This window comes from Campylobacter showae (genome assembly GCF_963515975.1).
In the GTDB taxonomy this organism is placed as follows: Bacteria; Campylobacterota; Campylobacteria; order Campylobacterales; family Campylobacteraceae; genus Campylobacter_A; species Campylobacter_A showae_F.
The window spans coordinates 1-23818 of the sequence record NZ_CAUPZM010000010.1 but is presented as its reverse complement, the minus strand read 5'-3'; the positions used below and the strand labels follow the sequence as shown (position 1 = coordinate 23818).

The 23818-nt window shown below is 41.8% G+C and carries 24 protein-coding genes and 1 tRNA gene; 10 read left to right on the top strand and 15 right to left on the bottom strand.

Features of this window, described 5'->3' with window-relative positions; translation table 11 throughout:
- Positions 1–231: 231 nt before the first annotated feature.
- Both RWM02_RS05080 and RWM02_RS05075 read right to left on the bottom strand, forming a co-directional pair.
- Positions 232–930 (bottom strand): hypothetical protein, encoded by a 699-nt coding sequence (locus tag RWM02_RS05080; RefSeq protein WP_314069641.1) that lies wholly within the window; start codon positions 928–930, stop codon positions 232–234.
- A gap of 121 nt (positions 931–1051) precedes the next feature.
- Entirely contained in the window at positions 1052–2359 is a 1308-nt protein-coding gene (locus RWM02_RS05075) for an AAA family ATPase (protein WP_314069638.1), read from the bottom strand.
- A gap of 892 nt (positions 2360–3251) precedes the next feature.
- Between RWM02_RS05075 and RWM02_RS05070 the strand changes: the two genes are divergently transcribed.
- The gene (locus RWM02_RS05070; RefSeq protein WP_314069636.1) at positions 3252–3482 is read left to right on the top strand and encodes a hypothetical protein; all 231 of its coding nucleotides are present in this window, start codon (positions 3252–3254) and stop codon (positions 3480–3482) included.
- A 44-nt stretch (positions 3483–3526) separates the two neighbouring features.
- Positions 3527–3697 carry a hypothetical protein gene (locus RWM02_RS05065; RefSeq protein ID WP_314069635.1) on the top strand — a complete coding sequence of 57 codons (171 nt, stop codon included), beginning with the start codon at positions 3527–3529 and terminating at the stop codon, positions 3695–3697.
- Between the two features lie 107 nt (positions 3698–3804).
- Here RWM02_RS05065 and RWM02_RS05060 read toward each other — a convergent pair whose 3' ends face one another.
- From RWM02_RS05060 to RWM02_RS05040, 5 genes are all read right to left on the bottom strand, one after another.
- Positions 3805–4977 (bottom strand): TniQ family protein, encoded by a 1173-nt coding sequence (locus RWM02_RS05060; protein ID WP_314069632.1) that lies wholly within the window; start codon positions 4975–4977, stop codon positions 3805–3807.
- A 1-nt stretch (position 4978) separates the two neighbouring features.
- Positions 4979–5848, bottom strand: a complete 870-nt coding sequence (locus RWM02_RS05055; protein WP_314069628.1) for a TniB family NTP-binding protein — start codon at positions 5846–5848, stop codon at positions 4979–4981.
- A 2-nt stretch (positions 5849–5850) separates the two neighbouring features.
- Positions 5851–7728, bottom strand: coding sequence for a Mu transposase C-terminal domain-containing protein (locus RWM02_RS05050; RefSeq protein WP_314069626.1), 1878 nt, complete (start codon positions 7726–7728; stop codon positions 5851–5853).
- A complete protein-coding gene (locus RWM02_RS05045; RefSeq protein WP_314069625.1) occupies positions 7725–8390 on the bottom strand; it encodes a TnsA endonuclease N-terminal domain-containing protein in 666 nt (221 codons plus the stop codon). Before RWM02_RS05045 ends, RWM02_RS05050 begins: the two co-directional genes overlap by 4 nt.
- 394 nt (positions 8391–8784) lie before the next feature.
- Positions 8785–9165, bottom strand: coding sequence for a VOC family protein (locus RWM02_RS05040; protein WP_314069623.1), 381 nt, complete (start codon positions 9163–9165; stop codon positions 8785–8787).
- A 33-nt stretch (positions 9166–9198) separates the two neighbouring features.
- Here RWM02_RS05040 and RWM02_RS05035 point away from each other — a divergent pair, with 33 nt between their 5' ends.
- The 8 genes from RWM02_RS05035 (at position 9199) to RWM02_RS05000 (ending at position 16913) form a co-directional block, all read left to right on the top strand.
- A complete protein-coding gene (locus RWM02_RS05035) occupies positions 9199–9387 on the top strand; it encodes a hypothetical protein (protein ID WP_314069621.1) in 189 nt (62 codons plus the stop codon).
- 109 nt (positions 9388–9496) lie between these two features.
- Positions 9497–10000, top strand: a complete 504-nt coding sequence (gene petA / locus RWM02_RS05030) for a ubiquinol-cytochrome c reductase iron-sulfur subunit (protein WP_314069620.1) — start codon at positions 9497–9499, stop codon at positions 9998–10000.
- Positions 10001–10010: 10 nt separating this feature from the next.
- Entirely contained in the window at positions 10011–11273 is a 1263-nt protein-coding gene (locus tag RWM02_RS05025) for a cytochrome b (RefSeq protein ID WP_314069619.1), read from the top strand.
- Positions 11270–12298, top strand: a complete 1029-nt coding sequence (locus RWM02_RS05020) for a c-type cytochrome (protein WP_314069617.1) — start codon at positions 11270–11272, stop codon at positions 12296–12298. Before RWM02_RS05025 ends, RWM02_RS05020 begins: the two co-directional genes overlap by 4 nt.
- 463 nt (positions 12299–12761) lie before the next feature.
- Entirely contained in the window at positions 12762–14231 is a 1470-nt protein-coding gene (locus RWM02_RS05015; RefSeq protein WP_314069615.1) for a hypothetical protein, read from the top strand.
- A 93-nt stretch (positions 14232–14324) separates the two neighbouring features.
- On the top strand, positions 14325–15815 hold the full coding sequence (locus RWM02_RS05010) for a hypothetical protein (protein WP_314069614.1): 1491 nt from the start codon (positions 14325–14327) through the stop codon (positions 15813–15815).
- A 430-nt stretch (positions 15816–16245) separates the two neighbouring features.
- Positions 16246–16443, top strand: a complete 198-nt coding sequence (locus RWM02_RS05005) for a CoA protein activase (protein WP_314069612.1) — start codon at positions 16246–16248, stop codon at positions 16441–16443.
- Positions 16444–16505: 62 nt separating this feature from the next.
- On the top strand, positions 16506–16913 hold the full coding sequence (locus tag RWM02_RS05000; protein ID WP_314069726.1) for a BadF/BadG/BcrA/BcrD ATPase family protein: 408 nt from the start codon (positions 16506–16508) through the stop codon (positions 16911–16913).
- Positions 16914–17158: 245 nt separating this feature from the next.
- On the opposite strand, the gene accA is transcribed toward RWM02_RS05000, so the two are convergent.
- From accA to RWM02_RS04960, 8 genes are all read right to left on the bottom strand, one after another.
- Positions 17159–18100, bottom strand: coding sequence for an acetyl-CoA carboxylase carboxyl transferase subunit alpha (accA, locus tag RWM02_RS04995; protein WP_314069610.1), 942 nt, complete (start codon positions 18098–18100; stop codon positions 17159–17161).
- Positions 18100–19308: a beta-ketoacyl-ACP synthase II gene (locus RWM02_RS04990; protein WP_314069608.1), complete on the bottom strand. Its 1209-nt coding sequence runs from the start codon at positions 19306–19308 to the stop codon at positions 18100–18102. The genes accA and RWM02_RS04990 overlap by 1 nt, the downstream gene beginning before the upstream one ends.
- Positions 19309–19327: 19 nt before the next feature.
- The gene (gene acpP / locus RWM02_RS04985; protein WP_002953553.1) at positions 19328–19561 is read right to left on the bottom strand and encodes an acyl carrier protein; all 234 of its coding nucleotides are present in this window, start codon (positions 19559–19561) and stop codon (positions 19328–19330) included.
- 80 nt (positions 19562–19641) lie between these two features.
- Positions 19642–20385: a 3-oxoacyl-ACP reductase FabG gene (gene fabG / locus RWM02_RS04980; protein WP_314069606.1), complete on the bottom strand. Its 744-nt coding sequence runs from the start codon at positions 20383–20385 to the stop codon at positions 19642–19644.
- Between the two features lie 98 nt (positions 20386–20483).
- On the bottom strand, positions 20484–20843 hold the full coding sequence (locus tag RWM02_RS04975) for an MmcQ/YjbR family DNA-binding protein (RefSeq protein WP_314069604.1): 360 nt from the start codon (positions 20841–20843) through the stop codon (positions 20484–20486).
- Entirely contained in the window at positions 20840–21442 is a 603-nt protein-coding gene (locus tag RWM02_RS04970) for a DNA-3-methyladenine glycosylase I (RefSeq protein ID WP_314069602.1), read from the bottom strand. The genes RWM02_RS04975 and RWM02_RS04970 overlap by 4 nt, the downstream gene beginning before the upstream one ends.
- A gap of 312 nt (positions 21443–21754) precedes the next feature.
- Entirely contained in the window at positions 21755–23311 is a 1557-nt protein-coding gene (locus RWM02_RS04965; RefSeq protein ID WP_314069600.1) for a flavocytochrome c, read from the bottom strand.
- A gap of 429 nt (positions 23312–23740) precedes the next feature.
- A tRNA-Arg gene (locus RWM02_RS04960) sits at positions 23741–23817 on the bottom strand.
- Between the last annotated feature and the right edge of the window lies 1 nt (position 23818).

The window sequence follows — 23818 nt, the reverse complement described above, 5'->3', positions numbered from 1 at the left end:
TATCATTTTTTTATCTTTGTTTACGCCTCAAAGTATTCATTAAGTCTTATATATAAAATTATCTTTGTTATGCTATATAGCTTGTTCGAACATGAACGTAGGCTGGTATAGTTGCGAAGCGCATGGTAAAGATAGCAGTAACTATCTTTACTGTCGCCATAGATATTGTAATTTCTTGTCCACTTATTTTGAATGGCTGGGAGTTTTATTTCTTTGCTCATACTGAGCGGTTCACTGATGATGGCTACTATATAGTCTTGCGGGGGGGCCTTCTTCACTTGCGCAAAAAATAACCTCGTAATTCATATCAAACCCTTTTATTGTACCGTCTTTTAACTTCTCTTTTAATTCATTTTCATACAAAATCGCTTCGTTTATTAATGTTTTTTGAATGTCTTGTAGGGCTGAATTTATCTTTAATATTTCAGCACAGTCATAGTCTATACATGTATAGTCATCTATATTGTTATGTGTTTTTATATGAAGCATCTTCGGAATATAATATATTTCAGTCTCCAATATAGCATCTACCTTTCCAATATTTAGTATATTTTCAAAAGAAAGATCACATTCATCATAAAGATAGTTATAAAACCTGGAGCGCCACTCGTTTTTCATTGTATGATCTTGGTGTTGAAATTTGTTTCTATCCTGCGTACAAAGAATGTCTACAGCATCATCTCTCATAAGAATTTCTTTGGATATATAAAAATAGTCTCTATCAAATGCGGCTATCTTTTCACCATCATCTTTATATTTATAAAAAACATCTAGTATAATATTATAATCATCTACCTTACTGCTATTTTGGGGCGATCTTAGATTTCTTTCTATTTTTACGATAACATCTAAGATTTTTCTTTCTAACTCATAAAGCTTATTGTTTATATTCATAAGTTCGACTCTTTCTTGCTTTGACAATTCATGCATTTTTACTTCCTTACATCTTAATTCTTGTCAGAATAAAGCCCTTTTGATTGGGACTTATTAAAATACTCATCAAGAGGTATTTTGTCGGATATGCACGACGAAATACCTAATTAAAGATAGCCTAAAATCCTATCCTAGCATTTTTCTCTTCATTCTTTAGAGCAACTTCCTGCTCAAGTCTCTCATAAAAATCATCTCCATTTTTAATAGGTCTAAATTTCGCCTGCCTTCTCACACTAGCAAAATCTCCTGGTGCTAACAAGCCTAAATTTGAAACTTTTTTAGCTGCATTTTCATCAAATTTGACTTTTAGCAAGGCGCACTCTTTTTTAAATAAATTTAGCGCTTGATTTGGCAATAGATACCCAAACTCTAACTTTAGGTCAAATCTTCTTAGGCTTGCTTTATCTAGATTATCTATTAAATTCGTAGTAGCGATAAATATCCCGTCAAAACTCTCCATCTGCACTAGCATCTCGTTTACTTGAGTTATCTCCCAGCTTCGTGTAGCCATACTTCTATCTTGTAAAAAGCTATCTACTTCGTCAAATACAAGCACGGCTTTTTTATCTTTTGCTTCTTTAAAAGCTTCTGCTATATTTTGCTCGGTTCCTCCGACCCACATAGATAAAAGATCGCTTCCTTTTTTGATGATTATGGGCTTTCTTAGGCTTTTGGCGATAAATTTGGCATAGGCGCTTTTGCCGGTTCCAGGCACTCCGTATAGGCAAAACCTAGCGCCTTTGCTCTCTTTTATACCTTGCATTAGTTCGTTTAGGTCGCAGTCTGAGTTTACGAAATTTGGATCGTAGCTACTAGGTAGATCGTCGCTTGGCTTGTCTTTTTCTATCTCTCCGTATCCTTGGGCTTTTAGAGTGTTGCTTATCACTCGCTCAAAGGCCTTGTTTTTGTCTTTTGTGTTTAAATTTGAAACTACTAGGCTTGCGTTGCTAACTACGGCGGGAGCTATAAATTGATTCTTCGCTAGCTTTTTTATTAGCTTATTATCTATCAAATTTGCGCTGTATTCTTTGATGATTTTAGCTCTCATGTTTTCATTGGGCACCCCTAGCTCTATAGCTAGGTTAAAGCGTCTAACTACGGCATCGTCCATGCTGTAAATATCATTAGTTATCCATATAGTAGGTACTGCGTTTGTTTCTAGAGATCTATTTATAAAAGCTTTGCCACACTGTTTTCCTCTATGGGTTATAGTGCTAAATATATCCTCGGCTTCATCATACATAAGTAAATTTGATCCGGTAGATAAAACGTTTTGCGCAAGGCTATAATATCTTATCCTCTGAGTTTCATTTGCGTATTCACCGTCATCTGCGTAAGAAACTTCATAGAGTTTTAAATTTAGCTCTTTGGCCAGAACTTTACCAAGCTCGGTTTTGCCTGTTCCTGCTGAACCGTAGAGGAGCACGTTTACTCCTTTTTGCTTTTTACAAATAGCATTCTTTAGAAAAGAGACTAAAATTTGCGTATCTTCTTTTACGTGAGTATAGTTTTTGAGAGTCAAATTTGTTTCACTGCACGGCTCTATCGTGCTTGCAAATATTTCATCTATACTTTCGCATTTAACGAATAAAGTCCCTATAAAGTCGTTATTTATGATGTCGATTTTAGATCTTAGGCCTTCCGGCCAACGATTATCTAATTTTATTAGCGAAGTTTTGGCAAAAACTCCGTCTTTCCTAAATGCATTTTGAACATCATTAAATTCCAAATTCAATATATTAGATATTGCTTTAAATGCTTGTATATTACTTAGTCTACCCATCATTTCACAAGCACTATATATAATATCATAATTATACATAATTGCAACAAATCTTAAAATATCCCTTTCGACTATACTTAGTCCTAAATTTTCTTGAATTAAATTTAGATTGTGTTCTAAATCTTCTAGCTCGCACAATATTTTACTCTTTTCGAGGTTGACAAGCCTAGCTTTAAGTGCCTCAATCTCTATCTCAGAATTATCAAAAGATCCACTTGAGGAAATACCTAAAAAATCAAAAATATCATCTGGTTTGCGACTTAAAAACTCCTTTTCTCCTCCGGCTCTAAAAATCATACGGAGTATCCAAAGCATTGCAAGGTCATATATCTCGTTATCTACGTAAAAGTTTTCATTTCTCATGCTCCAACTCCTTGTTTGTTTTTGTTTGAAAGTATTTTACTGAGTAAAAAGGACAAATTTGTGTCTGGATTAATATAATCCAGACACAAAAGGCAAAACCGTAAATACAAATCTTCATAAATCTCGCGAAGAACTTGATCTCGTGAGGCATTACGCCAAGGCTTGGACGCTTTTGCAAAGATATAACGATAAAACTCTATGTATATATACAAATCTTGCGGGCGAAAATTTTACTCTAGGCTACGATGAAGCCATGCTCGCCATAAACGACCTAAAAGAATCGCTAATCCAAAAAGGCGAAGCATCGCAAATTTTCGTAATGCAAAAAGCGGGAGAATTTGAAGGGATACTCAAAAATATCTATCAAACCTTCGGCGGTTGCGAGCTGTTACTCACGGCGTAAGAAAAGGCGACAAAAACGACGGCAATAAACGAATCGGAGCTTTTATGTTTATTTTATTTCTATCAAAAAGCGGGCTTCTTTATAAAAACAACGGTGACCCCAAAATCAGCAATAACACGCTTGCCGCACTCGCACTACTCATAGCGCAAAGCGATCCGAATCAAAAAGAGATAATAGTAAATTTGACGACAAATTTACTAGACAATGGCGACTAAAATCATTTATTACACACTTCCAAAAAGATATCTTGTTTTAAAAAGTTTAACAAAAATAGATTTAAGCAAGTATCTTAATAAATGCTACGGCCTATGACACTTATTATCTAACTTGAGAGATTGAGTTTATTATAAAGCCTAACAAATCCACTATTAATAGTACAATGGCATCCTACAACATCTGCTACATTTTTTTGATTTACAACTATTCCAAGATTTCTTAGATATTTAGCTGCTGCAATAATTTCATTTTCATCTATTATCCTGCCTGTTGTATTTTGTGGCGGCAAAATTTTGCCTATCACTTCTTTATACCAAAAAGGCATATCTTTAAAATCATGCGTAAAATCTCGATATGTCATATGATTTTGTTGAATAAAATTTAGTAAGCTATTAGGATAATTTTGAAAAAGATGATACGTCATCGCAGTCAATATAAAATCTTTTTGTATTGACTGCGTCTTTTTTGAGCTATACGCACTAAGTTTTTTACAAATAGCATTATACTCATCAATTAAAGGAAAATTTTTAAATTTCAGCCCCTCAATTCCATTCAACAAGCAACATATTTTCGTCATACTTTCAAATACGGAAAGCGAGCGAATTTTTTGTTGGTTAATTACAAAATAGCCGCTTTTTAGGCCATTTTCAAACCACTTTATAGCTTTTAATCCATATGTGAAGTTATCTCGTATTCGCACCGTCGTGATTAAACGTAAATCTTTACCGCATTTACTGCAAAAACAAATTTCTTTATGGCAATTTATTTTTGCAAGCCTAACCTTTTCGTAACACCCCCAGCATCTATCGGTAAGGAATACCCCATGCTCAGGACATGCATTATAAAAATAGTATCTCCATTTCTTCCTATAATATGGATTTTTGTCTTCCGATAAGCATTTTGGACAAAACATTAAACCGTTATGCGTACGCTTATCTGTTACTTTTCTAATCTGTTTAGGCGGATAAAGGCCGTTACACGAAAACAAATATCCCTCTTCGCTCCTGAGCGACATTTGCAATATATCTTGCTTACTTAGACTACTTTTTTCAGATAAATAGTCAAAAAGATTCTCATTATACAAAAAGTCTATATCTGTCCTACTTATAGAGCTACCGTCTTTTTTCACAAATAATGTCAAAAAAGAAGATAATCCTTGCCCATGCTCTATAGCAACGCGCACAAGCCAAGAACTAAGCAATTCATCCTTTAGAGGCTTTGGAACTATCAAAAAGAAATATTTTTTTATCCACTCATTACTCCTTTTCCATTTTTTCATACTACAACTTAGGAAGATATTCTATATCAGAGACTGTTATTTTTTCTTTCTTTGACTTAATTGCTCTTACCGCAGCCTTCTTTAAGAGATTGACCGTTCTGCCGATTAGCCCGCTGGATTGATGAAATAACGCGCTAATAATTTCTGGGTCATCTGCCATATTTGATGCTTCTTTTAATGGGAGACACTTTTCGTAGGTAGCCACGAAAGACCTAAATTTTTTATCGTTGCTCCATCTTGGCAACTCTATGGCAGGAAATCTCGACTCGGTTTCAGCCCCGATAGATAAAGCCGAATATGCCTCTCTTGTACCCGCCAAAACTATAGTCAAAGATAAATTATTGCTAAGCTGCTTTAGATCGTTAATAAAAGTACGTTGTCTATTTAAATTTCCAGTTAAGGCACTATGGATTTCATCGATTAAGATCATTCTAGTTTTTAATTTTCTTAGATGTCTTTCGGCTAATTTTGCTTTTTCTATAATCTTTGCCGTCGGTTTATGCGGCACAAATAGTTCATTTAGAATAAGGGAGTATAGTCTGCTTTCATCTGGAATAGTCGGGGCTTGAAAATATATGATTGGAATTTCATACACTAACTCCTTATCATATTCAACATATCCCAAGTTGCCGATACACAAATTATACATCCTTTTTAAAATTGCCGTCTTACCGTTATTCGAGTCTCCATAAACAAGCAATCCCTCATGCCGCATTTGCGGCGGATCCAAGAATTTATCTTTGAGCAAATCTATTAATTTAATGGCGGCCGGATATCCTATCCAGTGATCTTTTTTGCAGTATTTAATTCTTTCTTCATTGCTTTTTGACAAAAAATCTAACGCTTCGGAAATTAAATTTCTATCGCTCATTTTTATTCCACCGGATATAAGTCATATCCGTCTTGATTGTCGTCTATATTTACTTTTAACTTAATTTGCTTCCCCTGGTAATTTATTCGTTCTTTGTCTAATTGCAAAGTTTTTTCCTGATGCAACTTTGAATTTTGCTTTCTTTTTACTATTTTTTTTTGATCTATTGCGTTTTCGATATACCGATTTAGCCTATCATATGCCTCAAACACGTCATGAGTCTCGATATCTCTTCCCGTTACGACGCGTTTTGCTTCGGCTATAGAGGCTCTTAACTCAGATAAATTGATTTTTGGTCTTTTTATATCGGCATACGGAACTACTATATAATCTTTAATATCTTCATCATAAACGTAAATTTTACTTATGTCTCTAGGATCTCTTCTACAAATAACACAGTTATCTAAGTCAGGCTTTATTTTTTTATATTGTGTAGGTATAATCCATTTTCTAAGTACTTCGCTGAAGTATGTAATATAATCTATCGTAATACCGTTTTTTTGGACGGCTCTTTTTATTTCCGGCAACAACGCCATCCTAAGCTTTAAAGTATCTGCTGGAACAGTCGGCAAAAACGGTATACTCTTATCTTCGCCTAGTCCAAATACACCTTGATAAAATTTTTCTTCAGGCGTCATGCCCAGAGAACTATGTTCTGTTTTATGATAGATATTTATTACAAAATCAAGATACCACTTTTCTAATTCGTTTATAGTCATAGCGGCCTGCCCCTCGGAATCATATCTTCCTTTCTCAAAAGTATTTGAGAAAGTCGTCCCGGGTATTTCATGCATTTTTTTCATACAAGTTCCAATAACTCTTTCAACAGCTCCTCCAAATTCAGGCCTTGCTACCGGACGATAAATATCTTCTATTCTAAATTCTTCACAAAATCTATGCAAACTCATACTTCTAAAGTCTTTACCGTTATCCATGTGGATCTTTCTAGGTAGCCCATAAACCGGCCACTCCCCCTGAATTTGGTATTGACGCACAATATCGTCTTTGGGCAAAATTGCATTTAGCAAGCACTGTCCAACGCTAAAATAACTAGGCGCTTCCAAACTAATATAAAAACCGTATATCATTCTACTAAATATATCTATAGCTACCGTTATATACGGTCTGCCTATGCTTTGTCTAGTCTCTTTATCCACAACCATAACGTCAACTTTCGTATGGTCGATCTGAATAATATCCAAAGGCATATTAACCTCTGGAAAGCGATTTGGCATACCTCTAGTCTCTTTAACTCTTATGCCTTTTCTGTGTTTGGCTATAACCTTTGGGTGGATACTGTTTATTCTGTTTCGTATGGTATTTTTTGTTGGGATTTTGAGCCCGGCCGCGCTACATTTTTCAACGATTTTATTATAAATGCTAAGCAGTGGATAACGTTGCTTGTTTAAATACATGTCTTCAATAACATTTTGAATGATAGTATTTACGGATTCATCCAGCCTACTTTTACCCTTGGCTCCGCAATATTCTCTTTTGCTCGCCAGAGAAGTTATGGTACCGTACTCTTCGTACAAACTCAACCATCTGTATATCGTGGCAATTCCTTTTTTATGCTTTTTAGCTATTGCTTGTACATCTTTGGTAGTCCTGTTTTTAAGATTTAGTAGTGACTCTATTGTTTTATATCGTTTTAAAGCCTCCTCAAAATCGTCGTTCTTTATCTCAACCAAATCCTTATCAAGTTTTTTAACATTTTTCGGCTCTTTTATCAGCTCGCTTACTTTGACTATTTTTTCATTAAAAGGTTCAATAGTTCTTTTTAATAAGACTTCATCAAAATTTGTATACGCTTTCACACAGTACTCTAGATCATTATAAAAAATATTTGTATTTATATCAAATTTTATAACATTACTCATAATACCACCTCTATTAACGAGTTCATAGTTACCTTATTATTCTCTAAATTGGTTCTTAATTTATTGTTAGCAACAAGCGACCATATAGCATTTGCTATAACAGGATAATCCTTAAGGCTAGAGGAGATACATTTCGATAAACTATACGCAGTCATGCTCTTGCTATTTTTTAGGACTTCAAATATTCTATTTTCGTGTTCGCTTTCTACTGGGTTTAATTTAAATTTATATAAAAAATCTAGATTATTAAGATATATAGAACTTAATGATTTTTCGTTAAATAATTCAAAATTCAAATTTCTATTCTTGGCAAGCACTTTTGTTGCTTCAAATTTTTCTTCAAAATATATCTGTTTCTTTTCGATCTCTTCAGTATACTTTATTTCAACCAAAGAGTCCTTAAGTGCCAAATTTTTACCCCTGACCACATAGCAATCCATACTATAAACCATATTTTTATTTTTAAAAAATATTTCTATTTGAGGTTGCTCGTAATAAAAAATAATGTCATCATTAAATTCCAATGACAAGAAATAAGATTTTTCCAATAACGATTCAAAACCGATAGATTTGCCGTTTTTAAGACTTGGGAAATGACCCGTAACTGAACGATAATTCTTTTTAATTTTACGTTGAGGAAATTTAATATAGTCTTTTATCATAATTGCTTTTTGGCCTAAAAATTATTTTGTAATATTCTATACAAAATGTTCTTAAAAAATTATAATTTTTCTCCTTATTATCAAATTATATAGATATAATTAAATACATGCCAGAGAACGATTTCTTCTCCATATTATCAAATTATCTTTTGTAATTATCAATTTTTATTTTACACTTTAGAATATATAAAAGTTTATGTCATGCTTACCAAAAAAGATAATATCGCTATTTATAAGGCAAAAACTTTATTATCAATTTTTATTTTATATGACATGAACGCGAGGGAGTCGCAGTAAGCCGCGATAAAATGCTATTTAACAAGGATGAGCGTTAAATTTGAGGTTAAATTTAACGCTCCGCCTTTTTGGCGTTAAATTTCTAAACCCGTCAAATTTAATCGTATCTGCTAATCTCTATCAAATTCCCATCCGGGTCGCGCACGTAGATTGAGCTTATAGCTCCAAGCGCTCCGGTTTGCGGCACTACCCTCTGCTCTACGGCGATACCCGAAGCCTCCAGCTCCTCCAAAACCGACTCAGGCGGCGTATCCGTAAGCAAGCAGATATCGGCCGTTCCGACGTTTGCGTTTCGCGCGTTTGGCAAAATCTCCTCGCCTTTTACGTGCAAATTTATCTTTTGCGAGCCAAAGGCCAGAGCCTTGCGTCCGTTTGCAAAATCAAACTCCCGCATACCCAGCACGCGCACGTAAAAATCAAGCGTCCGTTGCAAATTTGCCACCGTTAAAACGATGTGATCGATCGAAGCGATACGCATAAATTCTCCTTTTAAATCAAATTTAGTCAAGTATTGCCCGCCAAAAACGGCAAATTTGACGGCGTAAATTTAAAGCCGATCGGCGTCAAATTTTACAGTGCGGGTAAATCAAAACCGAATTTAAATTTAGCCGACTTGCAAACCGTTAAATTTAATCGCCCAAGCCAAATTTGGATTCAAATTTTAGCTCCGAAAGCCTTAAAAATACGACATAGTAAATGATTATTTAAAAATAATTTAAATATTTATACTATTTACAAGAAAAATAAAAGTTTAATTTTCATAAGAGTATAATCTCGATTATTCTTCAAAAACCGTTGAAAGGAAAGTAATGTCCGTAAAACAAGAAAGACGAGATTTTATCGGTCTAGCGTTTGGCGCGGTAGCCGCAGTCGGCGGCGTAGCGACTCTCGTAGCCGTTAAAAAGACCTGGGACCCGCTTCCTAGCGTAAAGGCGGCCGGATTTACGACTGTAGATCTTAGCCCGATGAAAGATGGCGAGATGCGCCAAATCGAGTGGCGTAAAAAGCCGATATTCGTTCTAAAAAAGGATGCTTCGATGGCGCCTAACGACAAGCGCGATATCGTAGTAGAGGGCGCTAGATATATGGTCGCGATCGGGCTTTGTACGCATCTTGGCTGTATTCCCGAGTGGAAACCCGGCAAACAAGTTTTCGTTTGCGCCTGTCACGGAGGCGAATTTGACGCAGACGGCGTAAATACCTTCGGCCCTCCTCCTCGACCGCTAGACATACCGCCGTTTAAGATAGACGGCACAAAACTCGTTCTGGGCGAAACCAGCCCCGAATACGAAAAACTAGCGGCTCAAGTGTAAGGAGGGGAAAATGCACATCAGAAAATCAACGGGCGTTTTAGACTGGCTAGATCAGAGGATCGCCTTAAACAAGCTAATGAAAGTACTCGTCAGCGAATACTGGATACCGAAAAATATAAATTTCCTCTGGGCGATGGGCGTTATACTAACGACACTTTTTGCTTTGCTTATTTTTACCGGATTTATGCTAGTTATGTACTACAAACCGGACATAAATTTAGCCTTTGACAGCGTAAATTTGACTATAATGAAAGAGGTCGAGTACGGCTGGCTATGGCGTCACATACATGCGGTTGCGGCTTCGGTCGTGTTTTTGATCATCTACATACATACCTTTACGGCGATCTACTACGGCTCTTATAAAAAAGGTCGCGAGATGATTTGGGTGAGCGGTATGTTGCTCTTCATCCTGTTTTCAGCCGAGGCTTTTAGCGGATATATGCTACCTTGGGGGCAGATGAGCTACTGGGCAGCGATGGTTATCACGAATTTATTCGGCGGCATCCCGGTTATCGGCGATGCGGTAGTCGAGTGGATCAGAGGCGACTATGCCGTTAGCGATCCGACTTTGACGAGATTTTTCATGCTTCACGTATGCTTGCTACCGATCGTGCTGATCGCAGTCGTCGCGATACACTTTTACACCCTTCGCGTCCCGCACGTAAATAATGAAACGGGCGAAGAGATAGACTTTGATGTCGAGGCTGAAAAATATCTAAGCGGCGATAAGAAAAATGCTAAAGTTATTCCGTTTTGGCCGGGATTTTTGGCAAAAGACTTTATGTACATCGGCTTTTTTATGATTTTCTTTTTCTATTTAGTCTGTTTCCATTTCAACTTTGCGATGGATCCGATAAATTTCGAGCCGGGCAACGCTCTAAAAACCCCTCCCCACATCTATCCTGAGTGGTATTTCTTGTGGCAGTATGAGATTTTACGCGGATTTTTCTTCGACATTTTCGGCTTTAAAGCTTACAACATCGGCCTTATCGCGTTTGCGATCGCAGGCGTAGCTCTATTTTTCATGCCGCTTTACGACAGAAGCGACGTCGTAGCTCCGGCTCACGAGAGAAAGGGCTTTTTCGTATGGTTCTGGCTGCTAGTGGTCGATATGATCGTGCTTACGATCTTCGGTAAGCTACCTGCCGACGGCGTGACGCTTGGTATTTCAAACTCATGGATAGGATTTTACTCGACCATTACGTTTTTCGTTCTGCTTTTTGTCGTTTTACCTATCATAACGACTCTTGAGAAAAAAGGAGCGGTAAAATGAGAGAGTTAAAAATTTTCATAATCGTAGTTATTTTAACCGGCGTAACATACTGGGGTATCGAGCCTTACGCGCACAACGTCATGCATCCGCACGTCGGTGCGGCCGATTACGACTTTGGCACCGAGGATATAAATCAAGCCAAATCCGTAGTAGAAGCTAGACAAAAAGCCCTCGATGCGACAAAAGCTCTGAATGACGAGAAAAAAGTTGCCGGAGCACAAAAAGATCTCGAAGAGGCACAAAAATCCCTCGAAGACTACACCGCGTTTTGGAACGATATAAAGGCTATAAATTTAGCCAAAGGCGACGCTACTAAAGGCGCAGAAACCTTTGCAAACGCTGGCTGCGCAGGCTGTCACGGAGTCGAGGCTGCGGGTATGCCGACAGCTATGAGCGCTGCTGAACTTAGCGAAGCGTACGGCGTAGTGCCGCCTGATCTTAGTAGCGCGGGAGCGATATACGACGAGCATTTCTTGGCAGCCCTCATCAAAGATCCGACCAAGGCGCTAAAACTAACGCATAAATTTAACGACGAAACTCCGTATCCGATGCCTGCCTTTTTCGGAGCGGGCGGAGAGGATCCAAACGCCGAGATAGCTGATATGGTCGCATATCTAAAGTCTATCGCGCCTAAAGAAATCAGCGACGAGAAGGTATTTCTCGATGCGTGTCAGAGATGCCACGATATGAAATACGAAAACAAATACGTTCTAACCAACCGCATAAATTTGGCCGCCTACATGGGCTCAAACCCTCCTGATTTATCGATGATGATCCGCTCAAAAGGCGATGATTATCTGCATAAATTTATAAACGACACGCAAAAAATGCTACCGGGCACCTCGATGCCTCGCGTGGGTCTAAATAAAGCCAGCGAGGACAAAGTCGTAGCCTATATGGCAAAAGCGGGCGACGCCAAAAAAGCCGAGCGCGAAAGCCTAGGTATAAACGCGATGATCTACTTCTTGATATTCGGTATATTCGGATGGCTTTGGAAACGCAAAGTCTGGTCTGACTTACACTAAAATTTGAGCCCGACTCCGGGCTCAAATCTCTCTTTAAATTTACTCCTTAATTTCTAAAATTTATCCGCCGATTTAGAAGTCGTCGTAAAATTTACTCAGCACTCGCGACGCCTTGTCTGGGCTCAAATTTGATCACAAACAAATACTAATTTTACGTGCCTATAGTTTAAATTTGGATACGTTTTGAGCGTAATAAAAACTATAAATATAGATTTTACAGCATTTTTAAGAACGCGTACCGATCCTGCTTTTTACGCTATGAACGAAGCAATACGGCAAGATCATTTGTATTTTCTTGGCGGAGGCGAACTAAGTAGCGTGATTTATAGACGCATTTTTAAGTTAGAGCTTAGCTTGTTTTAGTTTTTCATAATTTTTCTTGATTTAGGTCGTCTTTAAATTTATTTCCCGGTGTTAAAATCGGCTATCAATTTTGATTTGCAAATTTCAAAAAAGGGTAAATATGAACGGTCTCAAATTTACAGTCAAGCTTTTCGCGACCATCGCGGCGCTTTGCCTCGGGTTAAATTTAAGCGCCAGCGAGCTGGACGGCAGGTGGAGTATCGTCTCGGCAAACATAGACGGGCAGGAGGTGCAAACGGCGGGGCAAAAGTGCTTTGAGGATTCGTTTTTCGAGGTTAGCGGCCGCGAGGCAAAGCTAGGCCTTAGCTCCGTAGGCGAGGGCGGCGCGTGCAAAAGCGGCGCGGCAAGCTACGCCTTTAAAAGCATGGGTGCTGGCAAATACGCGCTGGGCCCTATCGGCGAATTTTGGCTAGAAAAAGACGCACTAAAGGTAAAGCAGTCCTTAGACGGCGGCAATTTTATCGTCTTTTCTTTCAAAAAAGACGCGGCCGCAAACAAAGCCATGGCAACCGCAATCGGCTCAAATTTAGGCGCGGACGAGCTAGAGGGCAGATGGGAGATCGACTCGGTCGCAGCACAGGGGCAGACGTTTAAAACGGCAGGCCAAAAGTGCTTTGAGGATTCGTTTTTCCAAATCGCAGGCGGCAAAGCCACTGTTAGCATCGTAGCGGCAAATCCGGACGGCACGTGCAAAACGGGCGCGGGAGAAAGCGGTTACAAAAGCCTTGGCGCAGGCAGGTACGCGCTAGATAACGACGCGGGAGAATTTAGACTTAAAAACGGCTCGCTCGAATACGAACAAAGCGCGGGCGGCGTCTTGTTTACCTTTAAAAAAAGCCGCGCGGCTCAGGCTAGCTCAAATCAGGCGCAAGCCAAATCAAGCTCAAATTTAGAACCCGAAAAAGACCCTAGCGTCAAGCATAGCGACGCGGGAGCGAGCAAAAAAGGCACGGGCGTGTTTGCAGGCAAGTGGCTCTTCATAAACACCAATACCGACATATCCTTTTATCTGCGCGACGACGGCACTTACGCGAGCCGTTTAGAAAAGCCCGACTGGCGCACGCGCATCGACGGCACGTATAAAAAAGACGGCAAAAAAATCGTACAAACCGCCAACGACGGCGAGCAAAGCACATATAGCTGCGAGGATACGGATTGCACGTTTTTGTGGAGCGACGGCGGATACCATCTCTTTAACGCTCAAATCTTAAATGAGGTGCCAAAGGGCAGCTACTCATTCACCGCCGTTGGCTCCATGTCCGTTTACAACGCCTCGGGCGGCACAGATATCGTGGGCGGCGGCGTGAGTGGGTACTATGACTTCGACGGCAAAGGCCGCTTCAAGGACGGCAGTTTTTCCTATTCCTCCGCCGCCATGAGCAATGTGGGCGGTGGAGGAACAAGATCTAGCAGTAGCGCGGGCTCATATACGCTAGATGCGGGCGAGCTCACGCTCAGATACGACGACGGACGGACGCAGCGACATAGCTTTTTTTACATCCCACCCACTAGCGAAGGCAAGGCGGGCGGAGCGGTCGTCGACGGCGCGATATATTTTTTGGACGAATAGCAATCCATCGGCATAAAACCAGGGCAAATTTGACAACAAAAAGCCGAAGGCAAAACCGCCGCAGACGGCTTAAAAATTTACGAAAGGAAAAATATGGCTAAATTTAAATTTTTTGCAATCCTCGCGGCGCTTTGCCTCGGGTTAAATTTAAGCGCTAGCGAGCTAGAGGGCAGATGGAGCATCGTTTCGGTTACGGCGCAGGGACAGACGTTTAAAACGGCAGGCCAAAAGTGCCTCGAAGACTCTTTTATCGAGGCTAGCGGCGATAGCGCGCGCCTAAGCCTAAGTAGCGCGGGCGACAGCTCATGCGAAAAAGCCGAACAAAACTTCGCTCTAAAAAGCCTAGGCGGCGGCAGATACTCGCTTGGCGGCACAGAGCTACGGCTAAATAACGGCTCGCTCGAATACAAACAAGGCACGGGCGACGGCGAAATAGTATTTACCTTTAGAAAAGACGAGGTAAATTTAGCCGGCATCGTAAACGGCGCCGTAAATCAAGCAGGCCTCGGCAGATCAAATTTAAGCGAGATCGAGGGCAGATGGGAGCTAGTCTCGTTAAAGGCGCAGGGGCAGAGCTTTAAAGTCGCGGGACAAAAGTGCTTCAGCGACTCATTTTTTGAGATCAGCGGCGATGAAGCGACGGTAGGCATCGTGGGCGTAAATCCGGACGGTTCGTGCAACAATAGCGCGGGCAAAAGCGGCTATGAAAGTCTAGGCGGCGGCAAATACGCGCTTAGCGCTAAAGGGCTGGGCGAGTTTTGGCTAAAGGACGGCATGCTCGAATACAAACAAGTCGCGGACGGGCAAGAGGTCTTATTCGTCTTTAAAAAAAGCGCAAGTAGCGCGCAAGCAAAAGCAAGCAAATCAAGCTCAAATTCGGCCGAGCCCGCAAAACCCGCAAAGGACTCTAGCGTCAAACACAGTAGCGCCGGGGCGAGTAAAAAGGGCTCGGGGGTATTTGGCGGTACGAAATTTAACATGCTTTTAAACACGAGCGAGGATTATTCCTTTTACCTACGCGACGACGGCACATACGCGAGCCGCCTAGAAAAGTCCGACTGGCGCACGCGCATCGACGGCACGTATAAGGTCAAAGACGGCATCCTAACGATAACCAGCAACGACGACTACGACACGAGCTACTACTGCGAGAACGACGACTGCACCTTTTTGTGGAACTCCATCGGCACGGGATATTATATGTTTCAGGCGCAAATTTCAAGCCAAATGCCAAAAGAGTGCTTCTCGTTTCGCAAGGACAGCTCGTCGTCCCTGTACGGCTGGTCGGGCGGCAGCGATACTGTGAGCGTAGGCGTGAGCGGATACTACTGCTTTGACGGCAAAGGGCGCTTTAGCTCGGGCGGATCGTCGTATGCTATGGCAACCTCGGGTACCCCAGGCGGCAGCATAGACGGGGGCAGCTCAAAATCGCGCAGCGACGAGGGCTCATACACGCTTGATCAAGGCGAGCTAACGCTAAAATACGACGACGGTACGGTCGTTCGCCACAGCTTTTTCTACACTCCGCCGCTAGGCAAGGACAATAAAACTATGGCAATCATCGACGGCGAGGTTTATCGGTAGGCTGGCTCTTTTTAGTCGGTAGGATTTTAGTATTTTAGCCCGTTTTTGATCGGGCTAAACTTACATGCTGCGCCAGTCAAATTTGATAGCCTGCTCTCGCCTCTCACGACCATCAAATTTGCTTGCCGCTTAGCTCAAAACCTAACTTAAAATTTAACGCCGTACATTAATTTCCATCGTCAAATTTACCCTTACTCGCCCCGTCAAAAATCTCAAATTTAACGCGTAAAAAATATTTTTTAACTTTCCCTCGCTTTTTACGCCTGATTTTTGGCTATAATTTCAACCAAAGCAGATCGCGGTCGCGATTTACGTTTGCATAAATTTATCTTCATTACGGTTTTTGCAAATTTACCCAAACCCGAGCTCAAATTTGCGCTTGAGTTTAACGAAGTTCCGCGTGTCGGAAAAATTTTCTACGGATCAGAGTATGCATTTTATCGATACCAGCATCGGCGGTGCGTCGTCAAAGGTCGCTGTTATGGACGAACGCGGCGAATTTTGCGAGCTGTTTTTGCTACCTAGCGGCTTTAGCGCGGTTAAGGTCGCGCGCCAGATCAAGCAAGCTTTAGAGCAAAAAGGCTACACAGAGGACTTCGTGACGGCTACGGGGCTACGGACGCGTTAGCGTAGAGTACGCGCGGCTTAGCATGAGCGAAATTTTATGCCACGGCCTTTGGTAGGCACTTTCTGCTTGAGCAAGACTGCACCGTAGAGGGCGTAGGCGGGCAAGACACTAAAGCGATCAAAATAGAAAACGGCAAGCCCGTGGATTTTATCATGAATGACAAATGCTCGGCGGGCACGGGCAAATTTTTAAAGATCCGCGCGGGCCGCTTGAGGCTTGAGCTGGGCGAAATTTACAAAACCGCCCGCAAAAATACCGCGATCAAAATTAGCTCAACGTGCACTGTTTTTGCAGAAAGCGAGAATGTCTCGCTAAGCGCAAACAAAGCCAAAACTAGCGAGATCGCCTACGATACCCTCGATTCCTCCGCGCACAAGGTCGCCTCACTCATCAAACGGCTGGAAAATCAAATTTACTTTTTAAGCGGCGAGCGGGTAAATTTCAAATTTGCAAATTTAAAATTTATGTAGCCAAATTTATTTTTTAAACCCTTTTTTGACCTAAATGCATTTTATAAATACTATTTTATAATTTTTCTACATAACATAAAACGGGTATTTTGGCGCTAGGAAGTCATTAAACTAAATTTAATAAGATTATTTTTGGTTTTACGAATATTTTGTATAAGACTCGTATAAATTTAAATAATTCAAAATAAATAGGCAACTTACAAAAAGTTCAAGAAACTTTTTGTAAGAGTACTATTTTTTTAACGTTATTTGCTCTCTTCAAATGCGCCTGCAGATAAGATTTTAGCTATTCTAGCGTTTAAAAGCTCATCCACTTTTAGCTTTTCAAGTTTATCTAGCTCGGTTATAAAATAGCTCGCAAGCGCTTTTACTGCACTCTCTTTATCTCTATGAGCGCCGTTTATCGGCTCTTCTATGACGTCGTCTATCAAATTTAAGCTTTTTAGATCATCGGCGGTTATTTTCAGCGCTTTGGTAGCTTGCTCCTGTTTTGACGGGTCGTTCCAAAGTATAGCTGCGCAACCCTCCGGCGAGATAACCGAAAAAACTGAATTTCGCATCATGGCTAGCTTGTCGGCTACACCTATAGCTAGAGCCCCGCCGCTTCCGCCCTCGCCTATAACGACGGCTATCATTGGAGTTTTTAAATTTGCAAATTCAAATAAATTTCTAGCTATCGCCTCGCTTTGACCGCGCTCCTCAGCTGCAACGCCAGGATATGCGCCCGGAGTATCTATTAAAAATAGTATCGGGAGTCCGAATTTCTCAGCCATTTTAGCTATTCGTAAGGCTTTGCGGTAACCCTCTGGATGAGGCATGCCAAAATTTCTTTTTAGTTTATTTTTGGTTCCTCGGCCCTTTTGCTCGCCTATAACGACGACTTTTTTAGAGCCTATATAGCCGATAAAGCAAACTATCGCTCCATCATCGCGATACGCTCTATCGCCGTGAAGCTCATAGTAATCCCTCATCATGCCTTTGATGTAATCAATAGCATAAGGGCGATCCGGGTGACGAGCTAAAGCAAGGCGCTGAAACTCGTTAAGATTTTTGTAAATTTTAGCGGTTTCTTTTTCTAAATTTTTATTTAGAATTTCCACCGCATGTTCATCGCCGCGAATCCTCGCATTTGCGATATCATCATCTATTTGCTTGATACCTTGTTCAAAGTCTAGATAACTTGCCATTATATCTTCTTAAATATAATAGAGCCGTTCGTACCGCCGAATCCAAAAGAGTTACTCATAACGGCGTTTAGCTCAGCTTTTCTAGCCACGTTTGGCACATAGTCTAGATCACACTCCTCGTCTTTGGTTGCGTAGTTGATAGTAGGCGGTATAAGGCCTTCTTGCATAGCCATTATGGACACGACGGCCTCTATCGCGCCAGCCGCGCCAAGGCAGTGCCCCGTTTGTCCCTTAGTAGAGCTGACCGGCGGTACATTGCCGCTAAAAAGAGCCTTTAATGCTGCAGTTTCGTTTTTATCATTGGTCGGCGTCGAAGTGCCGTGTGCATTAATGTAGTCGATCTGCAAATTTCCAGCCATTTTCAAAGCCTTTTTCATCGCAGAAAGCGGTCCTTCAAGTGAAGGCGAAGTGATATGATACGCATCGCCGCTCTCGCCAAATCCTACTATCTCGGCATAAATTTTAGCCCCTCTAGCCTTTGCGCTTTCATACTCTTCGAGCACGAGCGCACCGCTTCCTTCGCCCATGACAAAGCCGTCTCTGTCTTTATCAAAAGGTCTTGATGCCGTCTGCGGATCGTCGTTTCTAGTAGAAAGCGCCTTCATAGCCGCAAATCCGCCGATGCCTACGCCGCAAACCGTAGACTCGGAGCCTACGACTAGCATTTTTTGCGCTTCGCCGACCATAATGGTTTTAGCCGCTTCGATGATGGCGTGAGTAGATGCCGCGCATGCAGTTACGCTAGAGATATTGGGCCCTTTTAGGCCGTGCTCTATCGAAACTATGCCACCTAGCATATTAACTAGCGCAGAAGGTATAAAAAATGGAGAAATTCGTCTTGAGCCTTTTTCAAGTAAGATATTGGAGTTTTTTTCGATATTAGGCAAGCCGCCTATGCCGGCAGCCGAGCTAACGCCGAAATTTTCAGCGTCAAATTCGCCGAAATTTGCATCAGCCATAGCCTCCTTGGCAGCCTTTAGTCCAAGCTGGATAAATCTATCGACTTTTTTGACCTCCTTAGCGTCCATCACGCTAAGCGGGTCAAAGTCCGTTATCTCGGCAGCAATCTGAACTGGAAAATCGCTCGCGTCAAAAGAGGTTATCTTTTTTACGCCGGTTTTACCTTCGCAGATAGCTTTAAATGAACTATCTTTGTCGAGCCCTAAAGCGTTGATCATCCCAATCCCGGTTACTACGACTCTTTTCAAGATCTCTCCTTACAAAAACTTATTTGTTTAGTTTCTCGATGTAGCTTACGACGTCGTTTATAGTGATCAGCTTTTCAGCGTCGCTGTCAGGTATCTCTACCTCAAATTTCTCCTCAAGAGCCATAACTAGTTCAACTACGTCAAGCGAGTCCGCACCCAAATCCTCGATAATCTTAGACTCAAGCTTTACAGCATCTGGAGCCACGCTTAGTTGCTCGACTACTACGTCTCTTACATCATCAAATATTGCCATTTTCTTCTCCTAAAAATTAAAAATTTCGTGATTTTAATATATTTTAGCTTAAACTTTCGCAAAAATGTAAATTTACGCCCTTACATATATAGTCCGCCGTTTATCTTTAGAGTCTCGCCCGTGACGTAGCTAGCGTGATCGCTTAGCAAAAACGCCACAGCTTCAGCCACTTCGCTAGCGCTTCCAAATCGCTTTAGCGGGATGTTGTCGCTGTAGGTTTTTTTGATCTCGTCGCCCAGCTCGCTCGTCATATCAGTCTCGATAAAGCCCGGAGTAACGCAGTTAAAGCGAATATTTCTCGCCGCACCCTCTTTGGCGAAGCTTTTGTTCATCGCGATCATTCCGCCCTTGCTAGCAGCGTAGTTAGCTTGCCCCGCATTACCCATCTCGCCTACGATCGAGGCCACGTTTACGACGGCGCCGAAGCGTTTTTTGCTCATTACTTTTAGCGCCTCGCGGCAACCGATAAAGGCCGAGGTCAAATTTGTGCCTATCACGCTAGTAAAATCCTCAGTCTTCATGCGAAGCGCGAGCTTGTCGTTCGTGATACCGGCGTTATTTACGAGGTAGCTTAGCTCGCCGTCGGCATCTGCGATCAAATTTATCGCTTTTATAAACTCATCCTCGTCCGTCGCGTCAAATTTTACCACTGCAGCCTGTCCGCCGCTTGCTACGATCTCAACTTGCAGGGCATCGGCGATCTCGGGCTTTGAGCGGTAGTTTATCCAGACTTTTAGTCCCATTTGCGCTAGGGTTTTGGCTATCTGCGCGCCGATACCGCGGCTTGCGCCGGTGATTAGCACGTTTTTTCCGCTAAATTTCATTTTTTCTCCTTGATTTCAAATTTGACCCGCATTTTATCAGACGAAAGCTAAAAAACCGATTTTGCGGCGCAAAACCCGCTGGCGTAAATTTTAGCCAGCTATCTCGTCAGCTCAAAGCTAAGATCGATCAGATCCTCCACCTGCTCGGGCGAGATTTTGGAGCTTAAATTTACGCTGATCCAGTGCTTTTTATTCATATGATATGCGGGCAAAATTTGATCACCGTCACGCAGGATCGCCGCGAGATCGGGCTTGCATTTTAGATTTAGTATTTCTAGCTTCTCTGCGCTTTTAAGCCCCAGCTTGCCGCCGTCCACGCGCATAAAAACGGCGAACCATTTTTGGTTTTTCGCGTGGCGAAACACGGCAAATTCCGGGTGTTTGTCAAATATCCGCTCGCCCTGAGCGCCGAATTTCTCCTTTATGTAGCTAAAAACTCGCTTCTGCACAGGCATCATCTGCTTCCTTTGCAAAAGCAGGCGTCCAGATGATCGTCCACTACGCCCGCGCTTTGCAAAAACGCATAGACGCTCGTGGGCCCCAGAAATTTAAACCCGCGCTTTTTCATTTCTTTTGCGACGAAGCCCGCAAGCGGCGTGGTAGCAGGAATCTGCTTTATGTTTTCGTAGTGATTTACGATGGGCTTGCCGTCAAATTTTGGATCAAATTTAGGCAACAGATAGCCCCAAAGATAGTCGTAAAAGCTACCAAACTCGCTTGCGACGGCGAGAAATGCGCGGGCGTTTGCGGCAAGCGAGTTTAGCTTCAGGCGGTTTCTGATGAGTGCGGGATTTTGCATAAATTTTGCCGTCTGCTCCTCGCCGTAGAGCGAAATTTTGCGCGCGTCAAATCCATCAAACGCCGCTCGCATCGCCTCGCGCTTAAGCAGCACGGCATGCCACGAGATACCTGCCTGAAAGCCCTCGAGCAGGATAAGCTCGAAAAATTTCGCATCGTCTTTTATGAGCCTGCCCCACTCCTCGTCGTGATATACGCGCTCCAGCTCGCTTTTCTCCGCCCAGTCGCAGCGTATTTTAGGTTTTTGAGTATTTGGCAAATTTGACCCCTTGTTCTTATAAATTTGAGAGATTGTAGCGAAATTTGGGTTAAGAATAATGACGGGGAATCAACTTTTATCTGGCAAAATTTGATTAAAATTCGGTAAATTTGAAAGTGATTGAAGCCGTTTTTACAAAATTTAAAAGTACCGCAAGCCGAATTTAGCCTGCGATACAAAATTTAAAACGAATTATCGCGAGCTTTAGGCGAGGCGGATCTAAATTTTAGAGCGCAGATAGAACATTTAGTTCATCTAGCGATAAAATTTAGATCAAACGAAGCATAAACTCGCGAGAACTTCGTTTTATGATTAGCCTATATTCTCTCCCGCAATCATACCAAACGTTAAGCAGTCAGCTATCGCCACGCTACCTAAGCGGCTAGCTCCGTGTACGCCGCCGGTGATCTCGCCTGCGGCAAATAGTCTAGGAATAGGCATCTCTGTTTGTAGCGAGATAACCTGAGCTTTGGTATTGATATCGATACCGCCCATAGTGTGGTGAAGCTTCGGCGTACCGCGCATAGCGTAGAACGGTGGTTTGGAGATATCTACGCCGTTTGTAGTGGTTTTATCCATAGGTTTACCAAAGTCCTCGTCTTTGCCCGATTTAACGAAGCTATTATATCTATCGACGGTCTTTTTTAGCTCTGCGGCAGGGATTTTATAAGCCGCCGCTAGTTCGTCTAGAGTTTCAAATTTCTTTAGTACGCCAGATTCCAGCGGTTTGGTGTAGTGCTCAGGTATGACCATATTTTTTACGCCATCGCTATCGCAGAAGTTGATCGGATAGATATCTGCTTTTGCGTCGATTACTTTAAACATAGCTTGAGAGCGGGTGCGGCGGTCTGCTAGCTCGTTCATATAGCGTTTGCCAGTTCTTGGATCTACTGAAATTCCGTAGCGGAAGCTTCCGTTTACGTTAAACATAGAGCCTACGCCAAAGCCTTTTTCGTCAGGGCATGCCCATGGACCAAATTGTATCCAGCTTAGCTGAACAGGTGTAGCGCCGATCCTAAACGCCTCTTTCATAGCGCCTGCGGTTGCGCCAGGATGGTTGGTGCTATCCGTAGTAGGTAGGATAGACGGATCTTGAACTTGTCTAAAGAATACGTCGCGGCAGAATCCTCCTGCGGCTAGTACTACGCCTTTTTTAGCTTTTATAACTTTTTTAGTTCCCGTAGTGTTTTCGGCGTCGTCTTTTTGGCTCTTTGGATCAAATTTATAATCCTCTCTGATGATTACGCCGTCTACGCCGCCGTCTTCGCCTAGGACGAATTCGTCAAATTTAGCTCTTTGTCTTAGCTCGCAGCCTTGTAGGTTTTTAAAGTATTCTACCATCGGCTGAACGATACCAGAACCCGAGCCGTTAGCGGTTTGAAGCGATCTAGGTACGCTGTGTCCGCCTGCGTGAGTAACTTTATCTATGTATTTAGCGCCGCATTTTAGAGTTAGTTTATATGCGTCTTGCGCGCGAGTAGCGATGGTGTCGATTAGATCTACGTGGTTTAGGCCGCGGCCGGCTTTTAGGCAGTCTTTGATGAAGAGCTCGTTGCTATCTTTGATGCCTTCGGCTTTTTGTTTGTCGCTGTTTGGAACGGCAAATATTCCGCCGTTAATAACGGAGTTACCGCCGACGCGTCCCATCTTTTCTAGGATTAGGACTTTGTTGCCTTTTTCGGCTGCTGTTATACCGGCTGCAAGTCCTGCAAAACCGGAACCAACGATAACTACGTCCCACTCTTCGTCAAATTTGACGTCTTTAGAGTTTACGGCTGCTTGCGCATTTACCGCACCTAAAGCCAAGGCTCCTGCGCCTACCATACTTAACTTAACAAAATCTCTTCTTGAAACGTTTGAGTTTTTCATAGCTTCTCCTTTAAATTTACGTTAGCTATCTACCTGTAAATCTTTAATTTACGACTCTACTCTAAATACCTTTATTACTCTTGGCGTCTTTGGGCGTCCTCCTTAGATTAAATTTATTTTAGCTAGTGTTATTATAGGACTTAACTTTAAAGAATAAGCTTAAATGAAGGTGTAATTTATAATTTATTAGTAATATTTAAAGATTTATTTAGCCTCAAAACGTGACTATACGGGCTGGGGGTAGAATAAAAATAAAATCGAATTTTATGCGGTTAAATTTGGTTGGGGTGTGGGGATTAAAAATAGAAGAGTTGGTTTGGGTGAAATTGGGGATAAATTAGAATTTTTTGTAAATGAGTAGATGGAATTTGAGGGCGCCGAATATTTTATCAGGAAAAAGGAAAGTAAAAATTTGAGAATACTTTTCGGTGGTGTCCCCAACAGGATTTGAACCTGTGGCCTCAGAATTAGGAATTCTGCGCTCTATCCAGCTGAGCTATGAGGACA